Source organism: Streptomyces aquilus, assembly GCF_003955715.1.
In the GTDB taxonomy this organism is placed as follows: domain Bacteria; phylum Actinomycetota; class Actinomycetes; order Streptomycetales; family Streptomycetaceae; genus Streptomyces; species Streptomyces aquilus.
On record NZ_CP034463.1, the window covers coordinates 9,967,911 to 9,981,177 of the forward strand.

The 13,267-nt window shown below is 70.0% G+C and carries 12 protein-coding genes and 2 pseudogenes; 12 read left to right on the plus strand and 2 right to left on the minus strand.

The window, feature by feature from the left end:
• The first annotated feature begins 263 nt into the window (after positions 1-263).
• The 12 genes and pseudogenes from EJC51_RS48075 to EJC51_RS49020 form a co-directional block, all read left to right on the plus strand.
• Positions 264-431 carry a hypothetical protein gene (locus tag EJC51_RS48075; protein ID WP_166682977.1) on the plus strand — a complete coding sequence of 56 codons (168 nt, stop codon included), beginning with the start codon at positions 264-266 and terminating at the stop codon, positions 429-431.
• Between the two features lie 200 nt (positions 432-631).
• Positions 632-1,534: an arginase family protein gene (locus tag EJC51_RS45520; protein WP_166682978.1), complete on the plus strand. Its 903-nt coding sequence runs from the start codon at positions 632-634 to the stop codon at positions 1,532-1,534.
• A 51-nt stretch (positions 1,535-1,585) separates the two neighbouring features.
• On the plus strand, positions 1,586-2,812 hold the full coding sequence (locus EJC51_RS45525; RefSeq protein WP_166682979.1) for a tetratricopeptide repeat protein: 1,227 nt from the start codon (positions 1,586-1,588) through the stop codon (positions 2,810-2,812).
• Positions 2,809-4,200 (plus strand): MATE family efflux transporter, encoded by a 1,392-nt coding sequence (locus tag EJC51_RS45530; protein WP_126276481.1) that lies wholly within the window; start codon positions 2,809-2,811, stop codon positions 4,198-4,200. The genes EJC51_RS45525 and EJC51_RS45530 overlap by 4 nt, the downstream gene beginning before the upstream one ends.
• Complete coding sequence (locus tag EJC51_RS45535; RefSeq protein ID WP_126276482.1) at positions 4,172-5,368, plus strand: outer membrane protein assembly factor BamB family protein; 1,197 nt, start codon at positions 4,172-4,174, stop codon at positions 5,366-5,368. The genes EJC51_RS45530 and EJC51_RS45535 overlap by 29 nt, the downstream gene beginning before the upstream one ends.
• A complete protein-coding gene (locus tag EJC51_RS45540; RefSeq protein WP_126276483.1) occupies positions 5,356-7,128 on the plus strand; it encodes a M3 family metallopeptidase in 1,773 nt (590 codons plus the stop codon). The genes EJC51_RS45535 and EJC51_RS45540 overlap by 13 nt, the downstream gene beginning before the upstream one ends.
• Before the next feature lie 16 nt (positions 7,129-7,144).
• The gene (locus EJC51_RS45545; protein WP_126276484.1) at positions 7,145-7,792 is read left to right on the plus strand and encodes an O-methyltransferase; all 648 of its coding nucleotides are present in this window, start codon (positions 7,145-7,147) and stop codon (positions 7,790-7,792) included.
• Positions 7,792-8,547 carry an SDR family NAD(P)-dependent oxidoreductase gene (locus EJC51_RS45550; protein WP_165951064.1) on the plus strand — a complete coding sequence of 252 codons (756 nt, stop codon included), beginning with the start codon at positions 7,792-7,794 and terminating at the stop codon, positions 8,545-8,547. The genes EJC51_RS45545 and EJC51_RS45550 overlap by 1 nt, the downstream gene beginning before the upstream one ends.
• A gap of 24 nt (positions 8,548-8,571) precedes the next feature.
• Positions 8,572-9,702 (plus strand): DegT/DnrJ/EryC1/StrS family aminotransferase, encoded by a 1,131-nt coding sequence (locus tag EJC51_RS45555; RefSeq protein ID WP_126276486.1) that lies wholly within the window; start codon positions 8,572-8,574, stop codon positions 9,700-9,702.
• A 38-nt stretch (positions 9,703-9,740) separates the two neighbouring features.
• On the plus strand, positions 9,741-10,571 hold the full coding sequence (locus EJC51_RS45560) for a JmjC domain-containing protein (protein ID WP_126276487.1): 831 nt from the start codon (positions 9,741-9,743) through the stop codon (positions 10,569-10,571).
• 1 nt (position 10,572) lies between these two features.
• Positions 10,573-10,962 (plus strand): VOC family protein, encoded by a 390-nt coding sequence (locus tag EJC51_RS45565; protein WP_126276488.1) that lies wholly within the window; start codon positions 10,573-10,575, stop codon positions 10,960-10,962.
• A 401-nt stretch (positions 10,963-11,363) separates the two neighbouring features.
• Positions 11,364-11,502 (plus strand): annotated as a pseudogene (locus EJC51_RS49020) (transposase); the annotation flags it as partial.
• A gap of 93 nt (positions 11,503-11,595) precedes the next feature.
• Here the strand turns inward: EJC51_RS49020 and EJC51_RS45570 are convergent.
• Positions 11,596-11,976, minus strand: a pseudogene (locus EJC51_RS45570) (transposase); the annotation flags it as partial.
• A 101-nt stretch (positions 11,977-12,077) separates the two neighbouring features.
• A complete protein-coding gene (locus EJC51_RS45575) occupies positions 12,078-13,241 on the minus strand; it encodes a peptidoglycan-binding domain-containing protein (protein ID WP_126276489.1) in 1,164 nt (387 codons plus the stop codon).
• Positions 13,242-13,267: the final 26 nt, after the last annotated feature.

A 13,267-nucleotide genomic window follows, 5' to 3' on the forward strand; every position in this document is an offset into this window, starting at 1 on the left:
ACCGGTGAACGGTTCGGCGGGAGCGGCCGCCGCAGCGGCAGCCGACCGGCGCTGCCCGGACGGAGCGAGCGTCACACCGGTTTCGACGCTCGTTGAAACGTTTGTGAGATCAGGGCGGCGGACCTCAGCCTGAAGCGGCAGTCAATCGCACGGGGGCGACATCGCTCCCGCGGGGTCTCCCTCTCCGCGGGACGGTTGGTCGGGGCCGCGTTTCCGCTGTTCTCGACCGGTTCGATGCGCGCCGCCGTCCAACGGAGGAGGTCATGATGGAAAGCTACTCCCTGGAGAAGAAGCCGGCGTTCTTCCGCACTACTTCGGTGGCGATGTTCTTCGAGTCCGAGGCTGTGGAGACCGAGGTCGTCCTCGGCTCGCTCGCCGAGGACATCGACGTCGACGCGGAACTCGACGCCCTGCTCGGCGCCGAGGCCTGACCGGACCGCTGACGGGCACGCCGGGCGGACCCGCGCCTGCCCGCCGGCGATCCGTGAAGTGATCACGCGGGGGCGGCGGCAGGCCCGCCGTCCCCGCATCCCGGTACGGCACAGAGGGCTGCGCATTGTCCACTGACAAGAGCACGACTCCCTTCTGCGGGCTACCTTTTGCGGACCCGCGGAGCGTTCCGGCCGGCACGGTGGCCGCCGTCGCCGGTGTCGGCCATTCCCTGGGAAGCCCCCATCGCGGCGCGGAGCACGGACCGTTCTTCCTTCGTACCGTCTCGAAGGAGTACACCTGGTCGGCCGCGTCGGCCCGTGTGGTCGACCTCCGCCACGGCGCGGGAGCGTTCGACGGCGTCGTCGACGTGGGCGACCTGGCCACCGCCGAGACCACCCTGACCGGCGTGCTGGAGGCGACCCGGGCGTTCGTCGCCGGGCTCCCGCCGCGCGTGCTGCCGTGCGTGATCGGTGGCGACCACACCGTGACCCTCCCGGTCGTCTCGGCCCTCGCCGCACGACGTACCCGACCCTTTACCGTGATCCAGTTCGACCACCACCTGGACCTGCAGATCTGGGAGGGCGCTCCCGCGCACCCCGGGGAACGCGATCCGGTCTTCCACACCAACGTCATGTCCCACGTGTCCGACGTGCTCGGCCCGGGACGCCTGCTCCAGGTCGGGGTCTTCCCCTTCGCCACCGTGGAGGACGACAGCGCGCCCGCCTTGCCCGGGTTCCTGCGCTCCATCGGCCGCCAGGTGCCGGTGTCGGCTCCCGAGATCGACGACGCGGCGGCCTTCCGAGAGGTGGTCGGCCGGGGCGGGGACGTCTACGTCAGCGTCGACCTGGACGTGCTGGACGCGGCCGAGATGTCGTCGACCGGGTACCCCGCGACGGTTGGGCTGAGCCTGCGCCGTCTGCTGCGGCTGATCGACCTCGCCCTCGCGGACAACCGGCTCGTCGGATACGACGTCGTGGAGTTCGCCGCGGACCGGGCGGACCGGTCCCCGAAGACACTCGCCGACGCACAACGCGCCGCACTCGTCTTCGTCCACCTGCTGAGCTGGGCCGCCCGGCAGAAGGACGCCCGGACGGATCTCTGACACCGCGCACTCCCGAAGCCGCACGTACCGAAGCCTTCCCACGGGGGGACCATGCTCACCAGTGAAACGCGTACCCGAAACGCCTTCCAGGAGACGATGACCGGTCTCACGTTCTCGCCGCTCCAGGAGAGCGACCTCTTCTCACGGGCGTGTGTGGAGCAGTACCGGACCGCCGACCTCTCCCGCCACGCCTACCGCTTCGCGCAGGTCTTCGAGCCTGACGTGCTGCGCGAGGTGGCCCTGCTCGACGGCATCGCCTACGACGACCTGGCTGACCTGCGCCACCGTCCCTCGGAGGCGACCGCCCGGCTCGGTGAACTGGCTGACGGCGTCGGCGACCTGCCGGTGGTGGCGGCGGTCAACGTGGCGGCCGCCTTGATCAGCGTCTCCCGCTTCGGCCCCGCCGCCTGGGTCCTGGACCGGACCGAGCCGCGGACCACAACACCGCGCGACTCCTTCGAGGTGGCCATGCTGCGCTTCGTGGTGGCCAACCGGCTGGGCGACGGCCCCGCCATCTCCCGGGCCTTCCACACGATGCGCCGGGCCGTCGAGTCCGGCACCTTGCCTGCGGACCGTACCCTCGACGCCTGCGCACAGGCCGTCGTCTGGTACATGAAACGCCGCGACCTGCCGACCGCGGACTTCCTCTGGTACTTGGCGACCGGCCGCGAACTCGCCAGGCGCCCGCGGGACCTGGGCGCCGGTTCCCTGTCGGCGTGGTACCGCGCCCTCGCCATGGTGCCCGCGGCCCGCGGCAAGGCCCGGCTGACGCGTCGCTACATGGAGTTCACCCGCGAGACCGCCGCGCTCTCCCTGGCAGGGCGGCCGCGTGCCTACGAGGCCCACTTCCTCAAGACGTACCACGAGTCCACGCTGAAGGAGCACATGTACGTCACCCGGGACGCGGACCGTGCCGAGGAGGCGGGCCTCGACCTCATCGCGCTGGACCCGGCCTGGTCCCCGAGCTACGGCGAACTCGCCGATGCCTACGCCCACTTCGACCGGATCGCGGACGCGGCCGCGCTGTACGAGAAAGCCGTCGCGACCGGACCGCCGTACTACGGGCACCACCTTCTGCGGGCGGCCCAGACCAGGGAGCGCCTCGGCGACGACGTACGAGCCCTGGAGCACTACCGGCGCCTGGCCGACCTCGTGTCCCGCGACGACAAGGTACTGCGACAGGGACTGGCCGTCGCGCTGCGCACCGGCGACCCTTCTGCCGATCGCTTCCGGACGCTGCTCGACCGGCTCGAAACCCCGGCGGGCGAGGCGACATGAAGCACACCGAACTGTCCGTCAGGAACTACACGGGCTTCGCCACCACGATCTTCCTCACCGGCCTGGTCTCGGTCGGCTTCGGAGCGATCGACATCCTGCTGATCTCCCCCAAGGGCCTGACCCAGGTGGCGGCGGTCGGCCTCGGTGACGTCGTCAACGCGGGCATGACCGCACTGCTGGCCATCGGCGTCGTCGACACCTTCAGCAGCCGGCTGGCGATCGCCGAGGGCAGCGGACACCTCGCCCGGCGGCTGCCGGAGCTGACCGGGGCCCTGCTCGTCCTCCTCCTGGTGGCCCAGTCACTGGCGGTGCTGCTGTCGTCCGCTGTGCAGCCTGGCCTGCTCCTGGCCGGGCAGGACCAGCAACTGACCCACCTGGCCGCGGACTTCGTGATCGTGCGCAGTTGCAGCATGGGTTTCACGATCCTCTACGCGGCCCTGAACGAGGCCCTCAAGATCTGCGGGCTGAAGAACAGGTCCCTGCTGCTCCTGGTGGTCGGCTTCGCCACGAACGCCGTTCTCGACTGGGCTTTCCTCTACACGCCGCTGTCCGGGTGGTTCCCGTCCCCGGTGGTCGCGGTCGCGACGGCGACCACCGGCTCCCAGTTCCTGATCGCCTGTTTCGCCCTGCGCATCTTCCTGCGCCGGATGCGGGCCCGCGGTGAGCGGTTCACCCGCCCCGAACGTGCCACGGTCGTCGCCGAGGCACGCTCGATGGCGCGCAACGCGCCGGGCGTGGGCGTCCGGCACTTCAACGACTACGCCGGCACGATCACCGTCACGATGCTGCTGGGCACGCTGGGCGTGCAGGTCCTCGCGGCGGTCACGGTGGCCACCAAGATCTGGAGCCTGTTCTGCCGCATCCCGCAGGCCTGCGTGTCCGGCACCTTCGTGTACTACGGCTACCGGCTCGGCAAGACCGGCCCCGACCTACCGGCCACCGCCCGGACCCTGCCGAGCACCGCCCGCAGCCTGCTGCGTTACGCCGCGGTCCCCACGGCGGTCGGCGCGGTGACCGTGGCGCTGACCGCCCCCTGGCTGGTGCGGTTGTTCGCGAGTGCCGGCCAGGACGAACTGCTGACCCGGTCCCTCCTGCTCGCCTTCCTCCTCACGGTCCCCGCCTACCTGCTGGAGAACCATTACGGGGAGATCCTCTCCGTGCACCAGCGAGGAGCCCTGCTCGCCACCGCCTCGGCCGTCACCACGTACGCCCTCGCCATCCCGCTGGCCGCGGTCGGGGTGTTCGTCCTGGACTCCCCGTTCCTGGTGGTCGCCTCCGGCGTGCTCCCCTCGGCGGTGCTCGCCGCCGCCTTCCACAGGTCGCTGCGCAAGGACCACTGGACGCGGAGCGAGGTGGGTCGTGACACAGGTGTCGGCGTTCCGGCATGACCCGGTGAAGTCCGTCCTGCCCGGCGGCGAGCACGGAACCTTCCACTGGAGCAGGGAACCCGTGGTGTTCGGCCACCGCCGCCTCACCCACCACAACGAACGGCTGGGCCGCACGCTGCCCGTACCGGTCAGCGCGTCTCCCGCTGTGGTGCCGGGCATCGGGGTGCTGCTCGCCGCCGACGACGGCCGGGTGCGGTTCTACGGCCGGGGCCTGCGCAAGGTGTTCTGGGAGCGCCGCCTCGACAGCGGGGTGTACGCCTCGCTCGTGGTCGACCCCGTGCGGCGCCGGGTCGTTGTCGCAGCCACCAGTGGCCTGATCACCTGCCTCGACCTGCGCGGGAAGCTGGTGTGGGCCGCCCGTACCCGGCTTCCGGTGTATGCGACCCCGGTCGTGCTGCCGGCAGCCGACCTGCTCGTGGTGGCGGCCTTCCACGCGCGCTGCCTGGCCTTCCGCCTGTCCGACGGCGAACCCGTCTTCGACCGGGACCTGCCCGCACCCTGGCACGCGGCGGACGGCGGCACGGCGTCCTACCGGGACCCCTACGCCAGCCCGGCCGTCACCGACGACGGCACCGTCGTCCTTTGCTGCGGTCACCACGTGGTCGCCTTGTCCGGCGACGGTGAGGAGGTGTGGCGGTTCGCCGCGCAAGCCGACATCAAGGCCTCCCCGGTCGCCGTCCGGGCCACCGCTGAGATCGCGGTCTGCACCGTCGCCGGCGAGTGTCTGTTCCTCGACTCCCGCACCGGACGTCTGCGGCACACGGAGTTCCTGGGGGCCAAGATCACTGCGAGTCCGGCGCTCTCGGCCGACGTCCTGGCGGTGGGCGCGCAGGACGGCACCGTGACCGGCCTCGATGTGCGCAGGCACACGCCCGTGTGGCGGGCCGCGCAGGGAGCCCCGCACTCGTACACGTCCTTCAGCGTGCTGCCGAGCGGGGACTTCGTCGCGACCGCCGAGCGCGGCAACGCGATCGCGCTGCGCCGCCGCGACGGACGGTTCCGCTGGGAGAGCAGCCAGGTCCTGGGACTGCCCGACCACGAGCCCCGGATGGACACCACCCCCCTGGCCTCGCCGGACGGCACCCTCTACTGCGCCTCCTACGCCGGGGACTTCTACGAATTCCGATTCCAGCCCTCGAACACGGAGGTCGCCCCGTGCCCGCAGTAGCATCCGGCGCCGGTCCCGAGACCGGCGCGAGCCCGATCGAGGAGTCACTGGAAGGGATGATGTCCCGCCTGGACGTCATCCTCGCCGCGGACGCGCTGACCGACCGGACGCTCGTGGAACTCATGGCCGTCTACAACAACGTGGCCTACGTGTTCCTCTACCTGGAGGCCGTCGACGACGACGAGAACTTCACCCGGCTGCTGCCCTGGCGCCGGGCCTTCTACCAGGACCAGGAGCTCACCGCCAGGATCGTGCGCCGGCTGCGGGAAATGCGCTGCGCCGACCCCCGGCTGGACGCCCTCCGCGAGGAGTACCTCGCCGAACTGACGGCGGCGGAACGGCGCGACCCGGCCGAGGACGGCCGGCTCGACGATCTCCTCGACGAGGCCAAGGCGGTGCTGGCCCAGGTGCAGGACGACCGCCGGGAGATCCTGCGACGCGTGGGTGTCCGGGCCGGTCAGGCGGATCCGGCGGCGGTCTACTACACCGTGCTGGGAACGATGAAGAGCACGGTCACTCGGGACAAGCTGGCGCGGGTGTGGGCCGCGGCTCGGGACGCCCGGCAGCCCGCTCTGCTCGCCGCCCTCGACGCGATGGTCGCGGCACGGCGCCGGCGGAGCGCGCGGGCCGGTCATCCGAACGTCGCGGCGGGAACACTGGCCCGCTGCCGGGTCTCCGAGGCCGAGATCGCTGCCTTCGTGACGAGCGGCCTGGAAACGGCCCTGGCCGCACATGCGGAGGTGGAGGCCGAGATCGCCGCCGTGACCGGTGCCACCAGTCGGCCGATGGAGCACTTCGGGTTCGCGATGCGCACCGTGTTCGGCGCCGAGCCGGCACCGACGTTCGGTGTGGGGGAGTGCCTGGACTTTCTCTTCGACGTGACCCGTGCCGTCTTCGGCCTCACGCTGACGCGGCGGCCGAGCGGGCACCCGCACCTGATCAAGGTCGCCGTGCGGGACGCGGACGACGAGATCGGCGACATCCTGTTCGACCTGTGGGACACGGACCGCAGGATGCCCGGCCCCAACCACACCCTCGGCCTGCGCGCCCGCACCGACTGGAGCGGCCTGGTCCAACGGCCCGTCGCCTACGTCTCGTGCCGCTTCCACGCGGACGCCGGAGGCACCGGGCACCTCACGTTCCAGAACGTGCACGGCATGTTCCACGAGTTCGGCCACGCCCTGAACCACCTCCTCCTGCGCACCGGCGTGCCGTTCCGCTCCGGACTCGAATCCCTGCCGCCGGAGCGGCTGGAGGTCCTGAGCATGTGGTTCGAGAAGTGGGCGTACCACCCGGAGTTCGCCCGTCGGCTGGCCCTCGGCCCGGGGAGCGAGGAGCAATGGGCGCGGTGCGTCCGCATCAAGATGTTCGAGGGGCGGGCCGGGCTGCTGGAACAGGCCGTCACCGCCGCCCTGGACCTGGAGGTGCACCGCAGCGACACCGGCGGATTGCGGGACGCCTTCGACCGCCTGGACGGCCGGTACGGCATCGGCCGCCACTACCTGCTCGGTGATGTCGCCGCGTACTTCACCTGGCCCATGTACGTGGCCAACCCTGGTGCCAACTTCAGCTACCTGTGGGGAGCGGCCGACAGCGCCGGGAAGTTCGCCGCGTTCCGGGAGCTCAGCCTCGCGGAGATCACCACGCGGCCGGATCTGCGCCGGATCCTCGCCCCCTGCTTCGACGCCGACACCCCGGCTGAAGTCCCTGCCAGCGAGGCGGTGTTCCGGCTGTACGGCTCGTCGGCCCTGACCGGATGAGGGGAGGACCCACCACATGATCACTTTGTCGAACGGATTCACCCGGGCGTTGCTCGGCCCCAGGGACCCGGTCCTCGACGCCATCCTGCGCCGCTCCCTGGAGGCCGCCGGGCTGCCCACGATCCAGGTCGACGACAATACCGGCCGGCTGCTCCAACTGCTGACCGAACTGCACCGGCCGCGCCATGTCATCGAGATCGGCACCCTGTTCGGATACTCCACCGTGCACATCGCCCGGGGGCTGCCGCCCGGCGGTACCGTCACCACCCTGGAGGTGGATCCCGAGGCGGCGCGCATCGCCGGGGAGAACTTCGAACTGGCCGGAGTGGCGGACCGCGTGACCGTCGTCGTGGGCGACGCTCTCGGCCATCTCGCCACGGTGGCACCGGAAAGCGTCGGCATGCTCTTCATCGACGCCGACAAGAGGTCCTACCCGCGCTACCTCGCGCACGGCTTCCCGCTCCTCGAACCCGGTGGCCTGCTCGTCGCCGACGATGTCCTCGCCCTCGGCGACTACGGCGCCGAGTCCCCGGACGAGCCCACGGACGCCCGCGAGGTCGCCGCCCTGACCGCGTACACCCGCGCCGTCGGCCGCAGCCCACGGCTTCTCTCGGCCTTCGCGGGCACCGAGAACGGCCTGCTGATCAGCCGGAAGGAATGCTGATGACCGACCGGCGCGCGCTGGTCACCGGCGCCTGCAAGGGACTGGGCCAGTACCTCGCCGCGAGCCTGGCGGCCGAGGACTGGGACGTGACCGGCGTCGGCCGCTGTCCCGAAGAGCAGGTTGCGGCCGTATCCAACGTCACCTACCTCCAGGCGGACCTCTCGCGTCCAGAGACTTCCGCCGCCCTGTCCGAACGGCTCGATCCCGCCCTGGACCTGGTCGTGCACTGCGCCGTGGCCTACCCGCCCGCCCGGCCGTCCGGGCCCGAACCGCGCGACCTGGAGGAGGTGTTCCGCGTCAACGCCTTCGCCCCTTACCACCTCACCCTGAACCTGCTGGCACGCAAGCCCGCCGACCGGTTCTGCTCCTACGTCGTCGTCAACTCCGAAGCCATCTACAGCGCCGATGACCACTCGGCGGTCTACGCCGCCAGCAAGGCGGCGCTGCGCGTGCTCACCGCCGGGCTGGCCGCCGGCTGCCGGTCCGCCGGGGCCGCGGTGTCGACGCTGCTGCTCGGCCCGCTGGCCGATCGCTCCAAACTCGCGGAGATCGAGACGATCGCCGCACGCAAGGGGCTGCCCGCGTCCGACGTCGTACGGCTCTTCCTGCGCAGATCGAACCCGAACCTGGTGATCGACGAATTCATCGACCACGCGTCCTGTCTCCGCAGCGTCCGGTACCTCGCCGAACTGGGCCCGACGGCCAACGGCATGCTCTGCAAACTGGACGGCGGATCGTCGGGATCGCTGGTGTGACGTGGCACAGAGGGAGACGACCACATGATCGATCCGTCCCGGCAGATCGTCCTGGGCAACGATGTGCAGCAGCAGTACGCGGAATTGAAGCCCGAGCTGGACGCGGCGATGTCGCGGGTGATCGCGGACGGTCGACTCGTCCTCGGCCCGGCGGTCCAGGAATTCGAGCACGACTTCGCGGCCTTCTGCGAGACGCCGTACGCCCTCGGCGTCGGCACCTGCACGGACGCCCTGTTCATGGCACTCACCGCGCTGGGAATCGGCCGCGGCGACGAGGTCATCACCTCGCCGGTCACCTTCGTCGCGACCGTCTCCGCGATCGTGCGCACCGGGGCGACACCGGTCTTCGCCGATATCGACCCCGCGACGTTCACCCTGGACGCGTCCGCGGCCGCGGACGCGTACACGCCGCGGACGAAGGCGATCGTGCCGGTCCACCTGTTCGGGCTGACTGCGGACATGGACCCGCTGCTGGAGGACGCCCGACGCGCGTCAGCGGCGGTCGTGGAGGACGCCGCCCAGGCCGTCGGCGCGGCGTACTGGGGCAGGCCCGCGGGCTCCTTCGGCGACGCGGCCGTGTTCTCCTTCTTCCCGACCAAGAACCTCGGCTGCTACGGGGACGGCGGCGCCGTTGTCACCGGGGACCCGGCGCTGCACGCCCGGATCGGCAGGCTTCGCGAGCACGGGTTCGAGCCGGACGGATACGTCGCCGTTGAGGAGGGCGGCATCAACTCCCGCCTCGACTGCCTCCAGGCCGCCGTCCTGTCGGTGAAGATGCGCACCCTGCGGCGGGACATCGCCCGGCGCATCTCGGCCGCCGCCCGGTACGACGAACTCCTCCGGGACACGGACATCCGGACCCCCGAGGTCCCTGTCGGGCGGACGCACGCGTTCCACCAGTACACCGTCACCGTACCCGGCGGACCGGAGCACCGGGACGAGACCCTGGCGTACCTGCGCAGCAACGGCGTCGACGCCCGGGTCTTCTACGGGCAACTGGTTCCGCACCACCCCGCGATGTCCGCGCACGTGCAGCCGGGCCGCTGGCCGGCGGCCGAGCGGTACACGGACCACGCCCTCTCCCTGCCCTGCCACCCCCGCCTGACGGAAAGCCAGCAGGACTACGTCTGCGGGCTGTTGAAGCGCCGGTACTGATGGTTGCCCCGGTACGACATGAAGAAGGAGCCCGGTGAATGACCGAGATCATGGAATGTGAGCGCAGCACCTTCGACTTCGACGAGTTCTTCGCGGTCTTCTGGCGGCAGCGGCCGCTGTTCGTGCGGGGCGGGGCCGAAACCTTCCTCGGCCGTTCCTGGAGCCTGGAGGAGTTCGCCGCCGCCCGCACCCGGGCGCTGGCACACGGCGGCGGCGCGGTGACCGAACGCCTGGACGAGGTCACGTTCATCGAACAGGTCTCCGCCTTCGACGCCGATCTGGCCGAGCGCGCCGGGGACTTCGCCCGCGTCTTCGGCGCGCCCCGGGCCTGGTTCGACACGGTGCGCACCTACGGCGCGGACGGTATCGGCGCCCACTTCGACCACAGCGACAACTTCGTGCTCCAGCAGACCGGTACGAAGCAGTGGTCCCTCGCCGGGCCGCACCACATCCCGGCCGAGGCCAGGGCGCGGCGCATGATGGACGTCCCCGGCGTCGGCAGCCACGCCCTGCCGGACACGGAGGTACTGACCTTTCAGGTGCGTCCGGGGGACCTGCTCTACATCCCGGTCCTCTGGCTGCACTCCGGGGTGTCCGAGGCGGAGTCCCTGAGCCTGTCCCTGGTCTGTCCGGCGGTGTCGCTGCAATCGGCGGTCCTGCCGTTCCTCGCGCAGGTCGCGAGGGGCCGTGCCGTCGGGCACCAGGTGGTACCCGCCTTCCACGCTCACCTGTCCGACGCGGCGCGGGTCGAGGCGGCGGGGGCCCTGCGACGGGCGACCCTGCTGCTGCTGGAGCGCCTGACTACAGGGGACCTTCTGGACGCGACGCTCCGCCTGCAGGCGGAGCACCTGACGCGGCAGGCCGGTTGACATGGCGCACTACAGCAGGATCTGCAAGGTGGTCATCGACGTGCCCGCGGCCGACCACGACAGCGTCGCGGCCTTCTGGGGAGCCGCCGCCGGCGCACCCATCGCGGTGGTCCCCGACTCGCCGGAGTACCTGAGCGCGTTGCTCCGCAGCCCCCGCATGTGGCTGTACTTCCAGCGCCTGGACTCGGAGGAGAGCGGCCCCCGGGTCCACCTGGACATCCACACCGACGACGTGGAGGCCGAGGTGAGACGGCTGGAACGGCTGGGGGCGACCCGCGTACGCCCCGTCCACTCCTGGTGGGTCATGCGAGACCCGGCGGGCCTCCTGTTCTGTGTCATCCAGCATCCGCCCGGAAACCTCGACGACAGCAACGCACAGCGCTGGGAGTGACGTTCCCGGCCCGTTCCCGGCGGTGCCGGTTCGGTGCGGGGCGTGGCCACGAAACCCGCCGCCGCCCCCGAGAGGCGCTGGTTGTTGAACCAGTCGCCCCATTCCGCGGTGGCGAGTTCGACGTCGGCGAGGCCAAGGCGTTGATGCCAGCCTCGATCAGGTGCGCGGTGAACGCGAAAGACGTCGCAGGTCGTCGGGCAAGTCATCCAACGCAGGCAGGTCCCTCAGAGGACAGGTGGACTGCACTCCGGACGGGCCTTGGGGGCTTGTGATCCCAGTGTCGCTGACGAGCAAGGAGCAGCACGGGTCGTAGAGGTCCGAACAGAAGTCAGTTGATTATGTGGCTGTCGGTGCGGTGGTTCGTTGGTTCGGTTGTGGGGAAGCACCAGCCGGGGCCGTGGATCGTCTCGGATGAACTGTGGTCGTTGATTGAGCCGTTGCTGCCCGAACCGGGTCCGAAGTTGGTAGCGGGCCGGCCTCGGGTCCCCGGACCGGCAAGCACTGGGCGGCATCCTGTTCCCGCGGCATACCGGGATCCAGGCACCCCGTACATCCCCGCCGAGGCGTCCACGTCTCCGGGCCAGCGGCGAAGCGCCTCGGCGGCGCCGTGAACAACCGGGCGCCGGGGCGGGAACCGGTCAGCCGCCGCTGGCGTTTCTTGACGATCTGCGGCTCGAAGCTGCCCTCCCGGTCCCGGGGCACCTCTATCTGCACTGGGCCGACGTCAGTCAGCACGGTCTTGGACCGCACACCGTTACGGCTGTTGCCGCTGCCGGCACCGGCCGGGTCATGCTTCTCATAGCCGAGATGGTCGGTGATCTCGCCTTCCAGGGCGGACTCCAATACCCCCTTGGTCAGCTGCTGTAGCAATCCGCCCTCACCAGTCAGCTGCAGCGCGCTCGCGCGGGCCCGATCGACCAACTGCCCGATCAACTGCTCGTCCAGCACGTCCGTCGGCGACTCAGCTGGCCGGACCTCTTCAACCGCCTCAGCAGAGACAATCACGTCGCTCATCAGGTGCTACTTCCATGATCGGAAGTTACACCGAAGACCGTACAGACCCGCGCAGAGCCTGAGGGCGGGGCCGGTTGAACGAGCGATCCGAGATGGAGTGATCAGGCTCGTTCGGCTCCGGACTTCAGCAACACGGGGTCCGGGGGCCAGGCGTCCCAGATGCGTTGCATGTTGAGGTTGGCCAGGGCCGCAGTCTCGATCATGGTGGGCCCGAAGAGGGTGATGACGCGGTTCTGATCCACGAGGAAGTGCGGCTCGAAGAGCTCGAAGTAGTGCTGCTTGTAGCCGTCGGATGTCGGGACGAACGCCGGGTGCGTCAGCGGGGTGCTCGGGGTCTGCAACAGACTGCTTAGCCAGTGGCGCCGCAAATCCGTGCTGTACATGCTGACAGGGCGCCATATCGGTGCCTCGAAACTGTGCCAGATCAGGCGGAGGGGCTGGTTGATGGCCACGCTGTTGGCGAGCGCCGTCTTAATCAGGTCTATGTACTGGTCGACCATGCCCGGGGAACTGCCCGACGTGGGAGCGAGCAGCAGGTTCCGGTATTTGACGGTCCAGGCGGGCGATCCCTGCGGTGCCACCAGATTGGCCTTTGCTTTCAGTTGTTCAGCATGATCGAAGAACTTGCCGGCTTTGTCCTTCGTGCTGCCGGACCCGGCCCAGCTCGGGTGGTAGCCGGTGGGCGTCAAGTCGACGTCAACGTGGAAGTGGTAGAAGTCGAGTGGCGAGGCGCCCCAGCTGGCCGACGGGCTGTATTTCCCGTCCGGTGATCCCTCGTAGTCCAGCAACTCTGCCAGGGCGCCAGTGATCGCGTCCTTGAACTTCGTGGGGATCGCCCCGCAGACCGGGTTGAACGTGAACGTCTGACCCAGCGACAGGCGGGTCATCTCGTTCTTGCGGGTGAAGTTGAACTCGGGGATCAGCCGCGTGGTCCAGGAGAGCCACTCGTCCCGGTCCGCGTTTGGCAGGGCCCACTTCCCGTCCAGCCTGGTGATGGTCCCGACGCCGACGACGGGGTCGGACGGTACGAGACCCTCGTCCTGCTTGAAATTCTTGACGGCATTGGCGGTCTCCGCGCCGAAGAATCCGGTGGCCCCGCTCGGGATCGCGTAGTCCGGATTGCCCAGGTCGATGAGCGCGAACTGGACGGCCTTGATGTGCTCGCCTGACTGGCCGGACTTGAGGTATGCGGTCGTGTCCGCCGCGCGGATCCTCTCCAGGATCGGATCCCCCCTGAAACGTGCTGATACGAGCTGTAGCGCCATGGCTGCATCTCCTCCTTCAGTAACCA